The sequence below is a fragment of the Pseudomonas sp. AK-TSAG1-1 genome (assembly GCF_056821665.1).
Window position 1 is genome coordinate 1,115,930 of sequence record NZ_CM165965.1, and the last position, 14,892, is coordinate 1,130,821.

Annotated in this window: 14 protein-coding genes and 1 pseudogene; 7 read left to right on the forward strand and 8 right to left on the reverse strand. The window is 60.2% G+C overall.

All coding sequences use genetic code 11. The features are described 5' to 3' along the window. Positions 1 to 189 precede the first annotated feature (189 nt). Complete coding sequence (locus tag AC1UK9_RS05020) at positions 190 to 984, reverse strand: IclR family transcriptional regulator (RefSeq protein ID WP_025109416.1); 795 nt, start codon at positions 982 to 984, stop codon at positions 190 to 192. 165 nt (positions 985 to 1,149) lie between these two features. Here AC1UK9_RS05020 and hmgA point away from each other — a divergent pair, with 165 nt between their 5' ends. The 4 genes from hmgA to AC1UK9_RS05040 all read left to right on the forward strand — a co-directional run bounded on the left by hmgA (position 1,150) and on the right by AC1UK9_RS05040 (position 5,940). After that, positions 1,150 to 2,454, forward strand: a complete 1,305-nt coding sequence (gene hmgA, locus AC1UK9_RS05025; RefSeq protein ID WP_482579624.1) for a homogentisate 1,2-dioxygenase — start codon at positions 1,150 to 1,152, stop codon at positions 2,452 to 2,454. Positions 2,455 to 2,457: 3 nt separating this feature from the next. Next, positions 2,458 to 3,762: a fumarylacetoacetase gene (gene fahA / locus AC1UK9_RS05030; RefSeq protein ID WP_482579625.1), complete on the forward strand. Its 1,305-nt coding sequence runs from the start codon at positions 2,458 to 2,460 to the stop codon at positions 3,760 to 3,762. Between the two features lie 12 nt (positions 3,763 to 3,774). Further along, a complete protein-coding gene (gene maiA / locus AC1UK9_RS05035; protein ID WP_473014510.1) occupies positions 3,775 to 4,410 on the forward strand; it encodes a maleylacetoacetate isomerase in 636 nt (211 codons plus the stop codon). A 159-nt stretch (positions 4,411 to 4,569) separates the two neighbouring features. Continuing rightward, entirely contained in the window at positions 4,570 to 5,940 is a 1,371-nt protein-coding gene (locus tag AC1UK9_RS05040; RefSeq protein WP_482579626.1) for an MFS transporter, read from the forward strand. Between the two features lie 448 nt (positions 5,941 to 6,388). Here the strand turns inward: AC1UK9_RS05040 and AC1UK9_RS05045 are convergent, their stop codons facing one another. Beyond that, positions 6,389 to 7,192 carry a SirB1 family protein gene (locus tag AC1UK9_RS05045; RefSeq protein ID WP_482579627.1) on the reverse strand — a complete coding sequence of 268 codons (804 nt, stop codon included), beginning with the start codon at positions 7,190 to 7,192 and terminating at the stop codon, positions 6,389 to 6,391. A 172-nt stretch (positions 7,193 to 7,364) separates the two neighbouring features. On the opposite strand from AC1UK9_RS05045, the gene AC1UK9_RS05050 reads away from it, so the two are divergent. Next, a complete protein-coding gene (locus AC1UK9_RS05050; RefSeq protein WP_025109410.1) occupies positions 7,365 to 8,384 on the forward strand; it encodes a Glu/Leu/Phe/Val dehydrogenase family protein in 1,020 nt (339 codons plus the stop codon). Positions 8,385 to 8,535: 151 nt separating this feature from the next. On the opposite strand, the pseudogene AC1UK9_RS05055 reads toward AC1UK9_RS05050, so the two are convergent. The 5 genes and pseudogenes from AC1UK9_RS05055 to AC1UK9_RS05075 all read right to left on the reverse strand — a co-directional run. Further along, positions 8,536 to 8,790 (reverse strand): annotated as a pseudogene (locus AC1UK9_RS05055) (YebG family protein); the annotation flags it as partial. 187 nt (positions 8,791 to 8,977) lie between these two features. Beyond that, on the reverse strand, positions 8,978 to 9,748 hold the full coding sequence (locus tag AC1UK9_RS05060) for an SDR family NAD(P)-dependent oxidoreductase (RefSeq protein ID WP_473014512.1): 771 nt from the start codon (positions 9,746 to 9,748) through the stop codon (positions 8,978 to 8,980). A 13-nt stretch (positions 9,749 to 9,761) separates the two neighbouring features. Then, complete coding sequence (locus AC1UK9_RS05065; RefSeq protein ID WP_482579628.1) at positions 9,762 to 10,910, reverse strand: oxidoreductase; 1,149 nt, start codon at positions 10,908 to 10,910, stop codon at positions 9,762 to 9,764. Next, positions 10,907 to 12,151, reverse strand: a complete 1,245-nt coding sequence (locus tag AC1UK9_RS05070) for an AfsA-related hotdog domain-containing protein (RefSeq protein ID WP_482579629.1) — start codon at positions 12,149 to 12,151, stop codon at positions 10,907 to 10,909. Before AC1UK9_RS05070 ends, AC1UK9_RS05065 begins: the two co-directional genes overlap by 4 nt. Positions 12,152 to 12,286: 135 nt before the next feature. Continuing rightward, entirely contained in the window at positions 12,287 to 12,841 is a 555-nt protein-coding gene (locus tag AC1UK9_RS05075; protein ID WP_473014515.1) for an acyl-homoserine-lactone synthase, read from the reverse strand. 155 nt (positions 12,842 to 12,996) lie between these two features. Here AC1UK9_RS05075 and AC1UK9_RS05080 point away from each other — a divergent pair, with 155 nt between their 5' ends. After that, entirely contained in the window at positions 12,997 to 13,716 is a 720-nt protein-coding gene (locus AC1UK9_RS05080; RefSeq protein ID WP_482579630.1) for an autoinducer binding domain-containing protein, read from the forward strand. Between the two features lie 324 nt (positions 13,717 to 14,040). Further along, positions 14,041 to 14,541: a phosphate-starvation-inducible protein PsiE gene (locus tag AC1UK9_RS05085; protein WP_003221775.1), complete on the forward strand. Its 501-nt coding sequence runs from the start codon at positions 14,041 to 14,043 to the stop codon at positions 14,539 to 14,541. On the opposite strand, the gene AC1UK9_RS05090 is transcribed toward AC1UK9_RS05085, so the two are convergent. Continuing rightward, entirely contained in the window at positions 14,538 to 14,852 is a 315-nt protein-coding gene (locus tag AC1UK9_RS05090; RefSeq protein WP_482579631.1) for a DUF3509 domain-containing protein, read from the reverse strand. The two genes, AC1UK9_RS05085 and AC1UK9_RS05090, sit on opposite strands and share 4 nt — an antisense overlap. Positions 14,853 to 14,892 lie beyond the last annotated feature (40 nt).

Here is a 14,892-nt window from a genome sequence, read left to right on the forward strand (position 1 = left end):
CGGCGCATGGCGCGAATTGCTCAGCGGCCAGGGGCTTCGTGCTTTGCGGCATGTGCCGTGAAAGCCCGCTCAGAATAAGGACTTGAGCCCGAAGGAAAAATAGCGATTCCGGACATGCACTGTTACGGGGCATGCAACAGTCGTGTCCGGCTGCGCCGGTGCATCACTGAATGGATGGCGGCCTTTGCGTCAAGGTCGCAGGTCGTCGGCCTGGTAGCCCATTCGCCAACTGACCGCGCGCGCCGCTGCCAGCAAGCGCTGGGCAGCAGGGCCGTTTTCGTCGGCGTGGAACAGAGAGGTCGGGCCGACGATGGTCAGCACGGCGGCGATCTGTCCGACCGCGTTGAACACTGGGGCCGACAATGCATCCACGCCCGGCATCAGCAAACCGTGCACATGATGCAGGCTGCGGGTGCGGATCTGTTCACACAGATCTGCATAGATTTTTTCGTTGGCCAGCGGATGGCCGGCGACGGCGATTTCCTGCTCGCGCAATTCATCGGTTTCCCGGTGCGGCAGGTAGGCGCTGAACACCAGCCCGGTGGACGAACTGAGCAATGGCAGCACCGAACCCAGTTGCGTAACCACTGTCACCGCGCGCACTGCGGGTTCGATGTGCACCACGGTCGCGCCCTGATTGCCCCATACCGCCAAAAAGCAGGTTTCATTCAACTCGTCGCGCAACTCGGATAAGGGCAGGGCGGCGACTTTGAGCACGTCCATACTGTTAAGCGCGGCCAGGCCCACGCGCAGCGCTTCACGGCCGAGGCCGTAATGGTTGGTGGCGGCGTTCTGTTCGGCAAAGCCGCTGGCGATCAGTGCCTGAAGATAGCGGTGCACCTTGCTTGCCGGCATCTGCACATGTTCGGCCAGACGCGACAGCGAGGTGGAGGGCGACAACTCGGCCAGAGCCTTGAGGATGTCGGTGCCGACCTCGGCGGAGCGGACTTTCTGTTTGCCGTTGCTGTCGCTGGTTTTTTCCATGGTGCGGCCGGGATCCGAAAACGAATGGGCGTCTTTATAGCTTGACGCTGGATAGCGAGCAAATTACGTTATGCGTAATCGAATTACGATAATAACAACCCCGGCGTGCCGAAACCTCTGAGCCAGAGCGATGGGCCACTGCCGACTCCCTGTTCAGGAGGCTCCATGAACCTCGATTCAAACGCGTCGGAGCTGGCGTACCAGTCCGGTTTCGGCAACGAGTTCAGCAGTGAAGCGTTGCCCGGCGCCTTGCCCATCGGCCAGAACTCGCCACAAAAAGCCCCGTACGGTCTGTACACCGAATTGCTCTCCGGCACCGCGTTCACCATGACCCGCAGCGAAGCGCGGCGCACCTGGATGTACCGGATTCAGCCGTCGGCCAATCATCCGGCGTTCGTCAAACTGGAGCGGCAACTGGCCGGTGGCCCGTTGGGTGAAGTGACCCCCAATCGCCTGCGTTGGAATCCGCTGAAGATGCCCGACGAGCCGACCGATTTCATCGACGGCCTGGTTGGCATGGTCGCCAACTCGGCGGCGGAAAAGCCTGCCGGCATCAGTATCTATAACTACGCCGCCAACTGCTCGATGGAGCGGGTGTTCTACAACGCCGACGGCGAACTGCTGCTGGTGCCTCAACTGGGACGGCTGCGCATTGCCACCGAACTCGCTGTGCTGGACGTGGCGCCGCTGGAGATCGCCGTGCTGCCGCGCGGTTTAAAGTTCCGCGTCGAACTGCTCGATGCGCAGGCCCGTGGCTACATGGCCGAGAATCATGGCGCACCGCTGCGCCTGCCGGACCTGGGGCCGATCGGCAGCAACGGTCTGGCCAATCCGCGAGACTTCCTGGCCCCGGTTGCCGCTTACGAAAACCTGCAGCAGCCGACGACGCTGGTGCAGAAATTCCTCGGCCAGTTGTGGGGGACCGAGCTCGATCATTCGCCGCTGAACGTGGTCGCCTGGCACGGCAATAACGTGCCGTACAAATACGATCTGCGTCGTTTCAACACCATCGGCACCGTGAGTTTCGATCATCCGGATCCTTCGATCTTCACTGTGCTGACCTCGCCGACCAGCGTGCATGGCCTTGCCAATCTCGACTTCGTGATCTTCCCGCCGCGCTGGATGGTGGCGGAGAACACTTTCCGTCCGCCGTGGTTCCACCGCAACCTGATGAACGAATTCATGGGCCTGATCCAGGGCGAGTACGACGCCAAGGCTGAAGGCTTCGTGCCCGGCGGTGCGTCCCTGCACAGCTGCATGAGCGCCCATGGCCCGGACGGCGAAACCTGCACCAAAGCGATCAACGCCGAGCTCAAGCCGGCGAAAATCGACAACACCATGGCCTTTATGTTCGAAACCAGTCAGGTGCTGCGCCCAAGCCGTTTCGCCCTCGACTGCCCGCAACTGCAATCCAATTACGACGCCTGCTGGGCCACGCTGCCCGCCACGTTCGACCCGACCCGGAGATAACCCATGACTCAGAATTCCATCACCCGCAGCTGGGTTGCTTCGGCCAACGGCCATACAGATTTCCCGTTGCAGAACCTGCCGCTGGGCGTGTTCAGCCTCAACGGCTTGGCGCCGCGCGCCGGTGTAGCGATCGGTGATCACATTTTCGATCTGCAGGTGGCGCTCGAAGCCGGCCTGTTCGACGGTGCCGCTCGCAGTGCAGTCGAAGCCATGCACGGCGGTCTGTTGAACGCCTTCTTCGACCTCGGTCGCCAAGCCCGTGTAGCCTTGCGCAGCCGCTTGCTGGAATTGTTCAGCGAGGGCAGCAGCCACCGCGGCGCTATCGAAGCCCAGGGCGCAAAACTGCTGCCACTGGCTACCGATTGCCAGATGCACCTGCCGGCGCGCATCAGCGATTACACCGACTTCTATGTGGGCATCGAGCACGCCCAAAATGTCGGCAAACTGTTCCGTCCCGACAACCCGCTGCTGCCGAACTACAAGCACGTACCGATCGGTTATCACGGTCGCGCCTCCACGGTACGTGCCTCCGGCACCGACGTACGCCGCCCGAAAGGCCAGACGTTGCCTGCCGGTGCGAGCGAGCCGACGTTCGGCCCTTGCGCACGCCTGGACTACGAACTGGAGCTGGGCATCTGGATCGGTCAGGGCAACGAAATGGGCGATTCAATTGCCATCGGTGACGCTGCTGAGCACATCGCCGGTTTCTGCCTGCTCAACGACTGGTCGGCCCGCGATATCCAGGCCTGGGAATACCAGCCGCTTGGGCCGTTCCTGTCCAAGAGTTTCATCACCAGTGTGTCGCCCTGGGTGGTGACAGCTGAAGCGCTGGAGCCATTCCGTACTGCGCAACCGGCGCGTCCTGAAGGTGATCCGCAGCCGTTGCCGTATCTGTTCGACAAGCGCGACCAGGCGGGTGGCGCCTTCGATATCGAGCTGGAAGTACTGCTGCTCACCGAAGCCATGCGCGAGCAGAACCTGCCGGCCCATCGCCTGACCCTGAGCAACACCCGCTACATGTACTGGACTGTCGCACAAATGGTCGCGCACCACAGCGTCAACGGATGCCAGTTGCAGGCCGGTGACCTGTTTGGTTCGGGCACCTTGTCCGGTCCGCAAAGCGGTCAGTTCGGCAGCCTGCTGGAAATCACCGAGGGCGGCAAAAAGCCGGTCGAACTGGCCTCCGGCGAAGTGCGCAAATTCCTCGAAGACGGTGATGAAATCATCCTGCGCGCGCGTTGCGCCCGTGACGGTTTTACCTCGATCGGCTTCGGCGAATGCCGTGGCAAAGTGCTGGCGGCGCGCTGACAGGAGCGGCTTATGGATCTCTACACTTACTACCGCTCCACTTCGTCATATCGGGTGCGCATTGCCCTGGCGCTGAAGGGGCTCGACTACACCGCGCTGCCGGTCAACCTGATCGCGCCGCCCGGTGGCGAGCATCGGCAAGCGGCCTATCTGGCGATCAACCCGCAAGGCCGGGTGCCGGCCTTGCGCACCGATGAAGGCGAGTTGCTGATTCAGTCGCCGGCGATCATCGAGTACCTGGAAGAGCGTTATCCACAACGGCCGTTGTTGCCCGAAGACCTCGCCGCCCGCGCCCATGTGCGCGGTGTGGCGGCGGTGATCGGTTGCGACGTGCATCCGCTGCACAACGTCAGCGTGCTCAATCGCCTGCGTCAGTCGGGGCACGAAGAGCCGCAGGTGGTGGAGTGGATTGCGCACTGGATCGGTCAAGGATTGGCGACAGTGGAGCAGTTGATCGGTGACAGCGGTTTCTGTTTCGGCGAGTGGCCGTGTGTGGCGGACGTCTATCTGATTGCGCAGTTGTATGCGGCCGAGCGCTTCAATGTTTCGCTGGAAGCTTACCCACGGATTCGTCGGGTGGCGGCGCTGGCGGCTGAGCATCCGGCATTCATCAAGGCGCATCCGGCCAACCAGCCGGATACCCCTTAAAGCATCACGCTACTCCAATGTGGAAGCGGACTTGTTCGCGAATGCGGAGTGTCAGATACGGGGATGTTGGCTGACAAACCGCATTCGCGAGCAAGCCCGCTCCCACACATTGTCCGTGTTGCACCTGAAAAATCATAAAAACAAAACAGGTACCTTGCGATGCACAACCAGATTGCCAGCTTCCGGGCGGCACTCGACGCCCGTCCTGTGTCCCGCTATCAGTGGTTGCTCTTGATCCTCCTCGCCTTGCTGCTGGTCACTGACGGGTATGACGCCCAGGTGCTGGGTTACGTGGTGCCAGCACTGGCGCAGGACTGGGGGCTGGAAAAAGCCGCGTTCGGGCCTGTTTTCAGCGCCAACCTGTTGGGCTTGACCCTCGGTTCGCTCGCCGTGACACCGTTGGCCGACCGCTTTGGCGTGCGGCGGATTTTGCTCGCGTGCGTGCTGATCTACGCCAGCCTGACGGTGCTGATGGTGTTCGCCAATTCCCTGAACACCCTGATGATCGCGCGTTTCATCTGCGGCATCGGCATGGGTGGGGCAATGCCCAGTGCCATGGCCCTGATGTCGGAATACTCGCCACCGCGTCTGCGCACGTTGATGGTGACGCTGGCGGCCTGTGGTTTTTCCTTCGGGGGGGCGGCGGGTGGGTTTGTCGCGGCGGGATTCATCGACCGCTTCGGCTGGCAAGCGGTGTTTCTCGCCGGTGGCGTGACGCCGCTGCTGCTGTTTCCGTTCCTGTGGTGGATGCTGCCCGAATCGCTGCCGCGTCTGCTGCGCGACTCACCGCCCTATACGCGCTTGCGCAAGGTCACTGCGCGGATGCTGCCGGACTGGCAACCGCCGGCCGCTTCGGTTGAGCAGAGCGAACGCGAGCAAGGCAGCAAACTGACGGTGGTCGAATTGTTCCGCAACGGCTACGCACGGCCGACCCTTCTGATCTGGGCGACGTTTTTTGTCAGCCTGATTCTGTTGTATTTCATGATCAGCTGGCTGCCGACGTTGCTGCTGGAAAGCGGCCTGAAACTCAATGAAGCGAACCTGGTGACCTCGATGTTCCTGTTCGCCGGCACCGTGGGCGCCGTCTGCATGGCGTGGTTCGCCGACCGTCTGAAGCGCAAGGTACGGCTGCTCTGTGCGGTGTTGGCCGGCGCGGCTGTGTGCACGATTCTGCTGGGTTTGAACCACGACAACCCGCGTTATCTGGTGGCCTGCGTGTTTGCGGCCGGTTTCTGCATCATCGGTGGACAACTGACCCTGAACGCCTTCGCCAGTAACTTCTACCCGGCCCACGTTCGCGCCACGGGCACAGGTTGGGCATTGGGCGTTGGGCGATTCGGTTCGATACTCGGGCCGCTGTTCGGCAGCATGCTGCTGGCGATGCACATTCCGGTGGCGCAGATTTTTTTCTTCTGCGCGATTCCAGCGGTCATCGCGGCGCTGTTGATCATTCAGGTGCGCGCCCCCTCGGACACCACGCACCCTCCTGTGGGAGCCAGCCTGCTGGCGAAGAACGATAACGCGGTCTGACTGGAAAAACGGCGGCGTCTGCTTCGCGAGCAGGCTCGCTCCTACACGGGATCTGTGTGATGCAGATGGATAGATTTACGCCAAACCTTGTGGGAGCCAGCCTGCTGGCGAAGAACGATAACGCGGTCTGACTGGAAAAACGGCGGCGTCTGCTTCGCGAGCAGGCTCGCTCCCACACGGGATTTGTGTGATGCAGATGGATAGGTTTACGCCAAACCTTGTGGGAGCCAGCCTGCTGACGAAGAACGATAACGCGGTCTGACTGGAAAAACGGCGGCGTCTGCTTCGCGAGCAGGCTCGCTCCCACACGGGATCTGTGTGATGCAGATGGATAGGTTTACGCCAAGCCCTGTGGGAGCCAGCCTGCTGGCGAAGAACGATAATGTGGTCTGACTGGAAAAACGGCGGCGTCTGCTTCGCGAGCAGGTTCGCTCCTACAAAAAAGCGTTTAGTGGACCACGGAGTTCGGGGGCAGGTGGCCGAGGCGTTCGGTCAGGCGCAGGCGCTGGATCGGATCGTCACTGAGCATCAGCGCATGTTCCAGATCGAAGCGCTCGGCGTTCGGGCAGTCGAGGCGTTGGTACAGGCTGGCGCGGGCCAGGTAATCGGCCGCGCTGGCAGTGCCCACTTGCAGCACGCGTTCGGCATCGATCAGCGCGGCGATGTAATCCTCATGCGCCAGATGCAACTGCCGCAGGTTGCGCGACAGGCGCTGGAGCATCTGCAGCGACGTGGCGGTGGCCAGGTGATCGGCGTTGAGTTTGAGGTGCGCGCCATACTGGCGCTGCAACAAATCACGGCAATCGTTAGGGTACAGACGACGTCCGCCACAGGGGTCGAGCAAATGGTCGGCGCCGGGCACTCGCAGCAGGAAATGCCCGGGGAAGTTCACCCCGACTAAAGGAATCTCCAGACCGCGCGCCAGCTCCAGTGCAATCAGCGCCAGGGCCAACGGCTGCCCGCGCCGTGTCTGCAACACCTTGTGCAGCAAGGCCGCCTGCGGGCGCAGCGGCAGAAAATCGTCCTGGGCAAACCCCAGATCATTCATCCGCCGCAACAACGGCTGCGCCAGTTCGCTGACCGGCAACATCGGCAAACCGTAGCTGACGCGCTGCTGCAGCTCCTTGAAGTCTTGCTGCAACGCTTCGACATCGAGGCCTTTTTCGTGCTCGGCGGCCATCCACAGCGCGGCTTCGAACAGCGCGGGCGGTGAACGGTGCAGACACTCGAAAAAACGTTGGCGCGGGCTCATCTGAATCTCCGGGGAATGCCTCGTTTTAGCCCCGTCCGTGGCATTCGTCCAGTACCGACCAGGTTATGCCGCAAAGTCACCGTCGAGGCGGGCGCTTATTCCGGTGCGCTTCAGCAATTTTTGGGCGCAAGCCTATACTGGCGTCTACCAGAAGTGATTCGGGAGCCTGCCGATGTTCGCTCTCATGCAAAGCACTCGCCTGGAATCGCTGCACCTCAGCGTTGACCCGGTCACCGGGTTGAAGGCGGTCATTGCCATTCATAACAGTCGTCTCGGGCCAGCCCTGGGCGGTTGCCGTTATCTTGCCTATCCCAACGACGAGTCCGCGGTCGAGGATGCCATTCGCCTCGCACAAGGCATGAGCTACAAGGCTGCGCTGGCCGGTCTTGCCCAGGGCGGTGGCGTCGCGGTGATCGTGCGCCCGGCGCATGTGGAAAACCGCGCGGCACTGTTCGAAGCGTTTGGTCGCTGCATCAATCAGCTCGACGGTCGCTACATCACCGCAATCGACAGCGGCACCTCGGTGGCGGACATGGATTGCATCGCCCAGCAGACCCAACATGTCACCAGCACCACCTCGGCCGGCGACCCGGCACCGCATGCGGCGATGGGCGTGTTCACCGGGATTCGCGCTACGGCGATGGCGCGGCTGGGCAGTGACAATCTCGAGGGCCTGCGCGTGGCGATTCAGGGCCTGGGCAACGTCGGTTACGCACTCGCCGAGCAACTGCACGCGGCGGGCGCCGAATTGCTGGTCAGCGACATCGATCACGGCAAGGTGCAACTGGCGATGGAGCAGCTTAATGCCCACCCGATCGCCAACGACGCGTTGCTCAGCACGCCTTGCGACATCCTTGCGCCGTGCGGTCTCGGTGGCGTGCTCAACAGCCACACGGTGACGCAACTGCGTTGCTCGGCGGTGGCAGGCTCGGCCAACAATCAGCTGACGCATCTGGACGTGGCCGATCAACTGGAGCGACGCGGCATCCTCTATGCGCCGGACTACGTGATCAATGCCGGTGGCTTGATCTATGTCTCGCTCAAGCATCGCGGTGAAGAGCTGGGGACGATTACCGCACACCTGTCGAAAATCTGCTCGCGCCTGACCGAAGTGTTCGCCCATGCACAGGCCGAGAAGCGCTCGCCGGCACGGGTGGCGGATGAGTTGGCGGAGAAAGTGTTGTACCGCTGAGCTGTTCAGCGAGCATGAAAAAGGCCCCGAGCCATATGACTCGGGGCCTGTTCAATTCAGGTAACGCTTACTTGGCCGCTTTCGCAGTTTTTGCCGGTTTGACCGGTGCTTCGGCAGACTCTGCCGGTTCAGCCACTTCTGCCACCGGCTCGGCCGGTGCGTTGATCAACTCCGACAGGGCGTCAGGCTGACTCTTGAAGGCCTTGGCGAACACATCGCGATTCTTCGCCATGTAGATCCCGACTTCTTCAACCTGCTGCTCGTTCAGCGACGGAACGGCTTTTTGCAACACTTCGGACAGCATTTCGGCCAGTTCGAGCATTTTGTCATGACGGTCAGCTTCGGCTTTATCCATGAACAAGCGCTCCAGATCTCGGCTGCTGCGGTATACCACTTCGACGGCCATTCACCACCTCACATGCCTTCACATTTAGTTGTCTTGGCGACTACTGTATTTATATACAGCGAAAGGATAAGCGAATCCCTGCGCTTTGGGTAGTGGCTTTTCAATGTAGACCGGATTTGGCGTTTTTTCTGATTCCGGCGCCGAACAAAACGACCCGCGCATGGCGGGTCGTTCGGCTTTCTTGTGGTCAGAACTTGCCGCTGGCGTAGCCTCCATCAATGGGCATGATCACCCCGGTGACGTAAGCCGCCTGCTCGCTGAGCAGCCAGAGTACAGCGTTGGCCACTTCATCCGCCGTACCGAAGCGTTTCATCGAAGTCACGTTGATTTTGCGCTGGGTGTTTTCCGGCGCGGCCTTGAGGCGCGCCTCGCTGTTCATCCCGCCGAGAATCGGCCCCGGCGCGACCGCATTGACGCGAATGCAGCCACCCTCTTCGAGCCGGGCGTTTTCAATCGACGCGACCTGGGTCATGCCGTTGATTGCCTGTTTGCTGGCAACGTACGCCACTTGGCCGCCAATCGGTACGACGCCGGCGCAGGACGAGGTGTTAACGATGGCGCCAGTACCGCGAGTGAGCATGAGTTGCAATTCATGACGCATGCAATGGTAGGTGCCGTTGACGTTGATGTTCATCACCTTCATCCAGTCTTCCGGGCACGAGTCCGCCAGTGCGCCGTAACGTGCGGTAACGCCGGCATTGTTGAACGCGCAATCGAGTTTGCCGTAGACCGAACGAATGGTCGCGAAGGCCTGCTCGACCTGCGCCGGATCACCGACATCGCAGGCGATGAACCGGCAGTGTTCACCCAGCCGATCGGCCAGGGCCGCGCCTTTTTCCTCGTCTCTGCCGAATACGATCACCTCGGCTCCCGCCCTGATCAGGCGCTCGCTGACAGTTTCGCCAATGCCGCTGGTGCCGCCGGTGACCAGGCATACTTTTCCCAGAAAATCGTACATGTGTCGCATCTCCTTATGCCAACGCGGGGCGTAAATATTTGGGGTTCACGCAGCAATACACGCGGTCCAGACGTGGGTTGCTTTTATCGCTGAAGCACTGGCTGTCCCATCGGCATTTATGGATGTCGGCGGAGCGGCCCTGCAGGGTTTTGTTGATCAGATCGTTGTCGGCAAACAGCGCCCGTGACATTCCCACCCAGTCGCATACGCCATCGGCCAGCAATTGTTCGGCCTTGTCCAGGCCATCGATGAAGCCGGCATAGCCCACCGGCACCGTCGACACGGCCTTGACCGCCCGGACGCCGGCTTGCAGGTACTCATCCATGGTCTCGGAATGCATGATCAACTGGCCGAATGTCGCACCCATGCACATCGAACATTCCAGCGCAGCGACACCTGCCTGGCAGAGGGCCTGAACGGTTTCCTTGATGTCGGGAAACTGCAGCCCTGCATCACCCAGGCGATCATCGATGCCGAGCCTGATGGTGACGATCAACTGGCCCTCGGTGCGCTCGCGAATGGCCTTGACCACCTCAAGCAGCAGGCGCGCGCGATTCTCTTCGCTGCCACCGTAGCGATCCGTGCGATGGTTGGTGTGCGGCGAGAGAAAACTGCTCAGCAAGTAGCCATTGGACGCTTGTAATTGCACCAGTTGCGCGCCGTTGGTCCAGGCCAGCCAGGCGGAATGGGCGAACTGTTCGATCACCAGGGCGATGTCGGTTTCGTCCATGATCCGCACCCGATAGTCCGGATCGAGCTTCGACACGCGCGGGCAGGGCACGCCACTGGGTGTCAGCACCGCAACGCCGGTGTGCGTGGTGGTGCCCTGACCGCCGTAATGCTGCAACTGCACACCTATCGGCGTATTGACGCGCCTGGCCATGGCGAACATGGCCTTGAGCGATTCGCCCTGATGCGCCTCGAACAGACCCAGGCCGGTGCTTTGCAAGCGTGATTGCGGCGAGACGGTGGCGTTGCACAGAAACGCCATGGAGCATCCGCCCTCCATGATGCCCTGATAGAACTCGATCATGGCGGGCGTCACACACCCGCTGTGATCGGCCAGGTCAACGCCCATCGAGGCGAAGAACAACCGATTGCGCAACTCCAGCCCGCCGGCAAGGTGCAGAGGCTCAAGCACATGGGGATAGCGCGACATCATGCTTCCTTCCTTTGCTCGGGCATGGCGCAGGCCTGGTCGAACGTCATCCACAGCGGCTGCCCGAGGGCCGCCACGGACGCTGGCGCCGTTTCTTCGTGGGAGAAGTAGGCGAACTGCTTGAGCACTTCGCGCCATTTGAAGCGCAGGGGTGAATCCAGTTCTGCCAGTTGCAGTCTGAGTGTGCCGGCATTCGCCGCATTGCTGACGTACAGCGACTGCAGCGGCAGGCTGATCATGCCTTCGCTGTCCAGATACAGATAGACGTGGCCGCGCTCGGATGCGTTGAGCGGGCTGTCGCATTGCACTTGCAAGCCGGCCATCGACAGCAACTCCAGGCGCGCAGACAGATGGCGACCGGAATCCAGGCGCACCAGCACTTCATGGCGGATGCCCTTGAGCGGACGGAACCAGCAGGCCGGGTCGATGCTGATGTTACGCATGCGCTTGAACACCGGCATCTTGATCACTTCGCCGTGCAGACGGATGTCGGCCACCAACTCGCCGCGCTGGAAGAAGCGCGCACGCTTGTCGACCTTGCGCCCCCGTGGTGGCGCCATGCCTTCGTAATCACCGACGAGTACGTCGACCTGAAACGACGACTCGGTGTAACGGGGGAAGCTGGATAACAGGTCAACGATGGAAATCGACACTTCACCCCGGGCGTAGCCGCTGTGCTCATAGAACTGCGCGTACATTGCCTGGCGCGCGGCTTCGATCAGCATCAGGCCGGGAACGTGCTCGTGGTGTTTGCGGTAGAAGAAGTAGTTGGCGGTATCGTTGAACAGCGTGAAGTAGAGCAGGCCCTGCTGCGGGCAACCGTCGATCTGCTTCAGGACTTGGTGTACGCGTCGACGCTGAGCGAGGTCGAGCAAGGATTGCTGGCCAGGCAGTTGGGCCAGTTTGGCCTCGGTGCTTTCCAGTACCCAGGCGCCACTGAGAATCAGGTGGTCAGTGGCTTTTTCGTAGTTCGTCAGCAGCTCCGGCAGACAGTCCGACAGGCCCGCCTGTTCGAGTTCTTCGAGGTCGATGATCGTTGGCAGCGAGCGCAGTACCAGACGATTGCTGTCCAGACGATAGGCCTGATTGACGATTTCCAGATCCGCCGGATCAAGGTTGGCCTGCTGCACGATGGCGGCAGGTAGCCAGGCTGGCAACAAGTGGTGGGCGTCGTAAATCAATACATCGTCATCATGGCCCTTGTGGACGATGTCTTTGGCAACTTTCCTTTGCATGTCGATCATGATCATCCCTCTGCGTTGAACGTTGGTTGTACTGCGGTTGCTATCCATGGCGTGAAATCGACCCACACCGATGTGAGCTGCTCGACGGCTGTCAGCAGCTTCACTGGATGTGCGCATGTGGTAGGCCGGAAAGGGTTACTGCACCGTGATGTAGCAGGCACCCAGGGTACGGTTGTCGAGAACCTGCGGCGGTGCCAGCCACTTGTAATCAATGCCGCCACGCTTCAACAGACGTCCGATCGCCACCGGTGAAACCGACACCAGGTGCGAGACGCCGCATGTTCTGGCGTATTCCAGAGTGGCCATGAACAGGCCGACGGTGTTTTCGTCGGACATCACCTGTTCGTTTTTTCCGCCCTCGGCATCAAGGTCCAGGGAGGTAAACCGCGACAGCTCCCAGATGTCGTCGCCGCACGGGGCAGGCGTGTCGCCGAGCAGCGAGGTGAACACCTCACTCAGCAGGTATGGTTGGGTGGTCGGCAGCAGGCGCGCGCAACCTTTGATGTTGCCGTCGTCTTCTTCAGCGACGATGTAATGGGTGCCACTGTGGTCAAACTGGTCGAACTCGAAATCGTCCGGTGTTGATAATTGCCAGCCGAGGCGTTCGACAAAGACCTGATAGCGATATTGAGCCAAGCGTTGACGCTTTATTGTCGTCAACTGGTCATAACGTCCTGACAAGTAATCCATCACAGATTCCGTTTAGTGATTGGTTAGGTGGCGATTAAAGTGCACACTGCGATCGCAGACTACCTGTCACCCTTGACAGCTAGCGGAAACATTTGGAAATATGCTAGGCATGTTGGCAAGAGGCCGACAGCAATAACGGTGAGAAAGGAATCTCTATGTCGTACTGGCAGGCCGAACTGTTGGAAAACGCCATGTCTGCAACGGATGTCGAATTATTGTTCGACAATATCAAGGCCGTTGCCAGGCAATTGGAGTTTGATTATGTGGCCTATGGTTCACGCAGGCTTTTTCCTATCACCAAACCTTGCCTGTTTCTCGCCAATAACTATTCCCCCGCCTGGCAAGCTGCCTATTCCGCCAATCGTTACCTGGAAATCGACCCATACGTCATACGCGCAATGCGCAGTGTGAAACCGGTGCTGTGGGACGCCGAACTCAAGGCTCTGGCACCCGAATTCTGGCAGGAAGCGCAGTCTCACGGGCTCTCGGAGGGATGGGGGCAAACGCTGCTCAACAGCGAAACTCAAGGGCTGGTGACGTTTGCGCGGGGCGGCGCGACGATCACCGCGCTGGAACTCGAGAGCAAACAGGCGGAGCTGTCATGGCTGGCGCAGATTACCCATTTGGGCCTCACCCGATTACAGATGCGCGGGGCGGATGCTGTGCTGCCGGTGCCGATCGAGTTGTCTCTGCGCGAAAAGGAAATCCTCCAATGGACGGCTGACGGAAAGTCATCGGACGATGTTTCGGTGATCCTCGGCATCAGCAAAAGGACGGTTAACTTCCATATAAATCATTGCCTGAAGAAACTCGGTTGCCAAAACAAGATTGCTGCGGCGGTTAAAGCTTCTTTGATGGGGCTGCTCTGGAAATAATTACAACAGCCATTAATTAATGACTGCCTGGTCAATAATCGGGGTGAATGTGAGCAAGTTCACATGTTGAGCCGGTTAATAATATTTCGCTTATAAGCTAATGCCTTTTCAATCGTCATTAATTCATCAAGAAATTTAAGTTATACCGTCACAATCATTCCGGCTGACGGTACTTGTTCTACGGTGCGACCAAACGCCACGGCGCAGGATTTATGCCCGCTCGCCATGATGCGTGGCCTTGTTTCTGCATGGCACAAAGCGCATACAGAAAACCGTCACGTCCAACCGGCATCATCCGCTCGCATCGGGCTAAGGAACATCATCGTGAAAATCAACTGGGCCGAGAAACTGCGGCAAAACGTGCATCAACTGGCCGAGTCCCTGGGCAACCTGTTCGTCGAGACCTTCCACTACCTGGCGCTGTTCGCCATTGGTGCGGTGACCGCGTGGGCGGCGGTGATGGAATTTCTCGGCATGCTCGAAGAAGGCCACATCAAGATCGATGACATTCTGCTGCTATTCATCTATCTCGAACTAGGGGCGATGGTCGGGATTTATTTCAAGACCAACCACATGCCAGTGCGCTTCCTGATCTACGTGGCGATCACGGCGCTGACCCGCCTGCTGATCTCCAACGTCTCGCACCACAACCCGCCGGACATGGGCATCATCTACCTGTGCGGCGGGATTCTGCTGCTGGCATTTTCGATCCTGGTGGTGCGTTACGCGTCGTCGCAATTTCCCTCGGTGAAGATCGAGAAGCCGCAGCGCAAGCTCGGTGCCGGTTCCGGTGAGCACCCCGAAATCGAGAAGGGCGAGCTTTAAAGACCTGCCGACGGTCGTGACCGGCCGTCGATTTGCTGCGGCGGCGGCAGCCCGGCGCCGTTGGTCATCGCTTCGAGGATCGCCATGGCGCTGTGGCCCTGTTCGATGGCGATGCCGAATTGAATGCTTTGCACCAAGCGCTTCAGGCGCTCTGGATCGTTACGTTGTTCGCTGCTGATCATGCGTTTGGCCACGATGCGGCCGCTGTTCGACAGGGTCAGCATGATGCAGCCGTCCAGCCCCTGAATGCTCAGGTTGATCTGATAGTCCGGCGCGAAGGCATCGGTAATGATCTGAAAAGGGTTGTCCATGATGCGTCACCGCCTGATTGAACGTGCAGTTGTTGACCGG

Excerpts from the sequence above, each read along its gene's own strand:
- fahA (WP_482579625.1), top strand. The coding sequence starts at position 2,458 with ATGACTCAGAATTCCATCACCCGCAGCTGGGTTGCTTCGGCCAACGGC.
- AC1UK9_RS05045 (WP_482579627.1), bottom strand. The coding sequence starts at position 7,192 with ATGAGCCCGCGCCAACGTTTTTTCGAGTGTCTGCACCGTTCACCGCCC.
- AC1UK9_RS05060 (WP_473014512.1), bottom strand. The coding sequence starts at position 9,748 with ATGTACGATTTTCTGGGAAAAGTATGCCTGGTCACCGGCGGCACCAGC.
- AC1UK9_RS05090 (WP_482579631.1), bottom strand. The coding sequence starts at position 14,852 with ATGGACAACCCTTTTCAGATCATTACCGATGCCTTCGCGCCGGACTAT.
- AC1UK9_RS05020 (WP_025109416.1), bottom strand. The coding sequence starts at position 984 with ATGGAAAAAACCAGCGACAGCAACGGCAAACAGAAAGTCCGCTCCGCC.
- AC1UK9_RS05065 (WP_482579628.1), bottom strand. The coding sequence starts at position 10,910 with ATGATGTCGCGCTATCCCCATGTGCTTGAGCCTCTGCACCTTGCCGGC.
- hmgA (WP_482579624.1), top strand. The coding sequence starts at position 1,150 with ATGAACCTCGATTCAAACGCGTCGGAGCTGGCGTACCAGTCCGGTTTC.
- AC1UK9_RS05080 (WP_482579630.1), top strand. The coding sequence starts at position 12,997 with ATGTCGTACTGGCAGGCCGAACTGTTGGAAAACGCCATGTCTGCAACG.
- AC1UK9_RS05075 (WP_473014515.1), bottom strand. The coding sequence starts at position 12,841 with ATGGATTACTTGTCAGGACGTTATGACCAGTTGACGACAATAAAGCGT.
- maiA (WP_473014510.1), top strand. The coding sequence starts at position 3,775 with ATGGATCTCTACACTTACTACCGCTCCACTTCGTCATATCGGGTGCGC.
- AC1UK9_RS05040 (WP_482579626.1), top strand. The coding sequence starts at position 4,570 with ATGCACAACCAGATTGCCAGCTTCCGGGCGGCACTCGACGCCCGTCCT.
- AC1UK9_RS05070 (WP_482579629.1), bottom strand. The coding sequence starts at position 12,151 with ATGATCGACATGCAAAGGAAAGTTGCCAAAGACATCGTCCACAAGGGC.
- AC1UK9_RS05050 (WP_025109410.1), top strand. The coding sequence starts at position 7,365 with ATGTTCGCTCTCATGCAAAGCACTCGCCTGGAATCGCTGCACCTCAGC.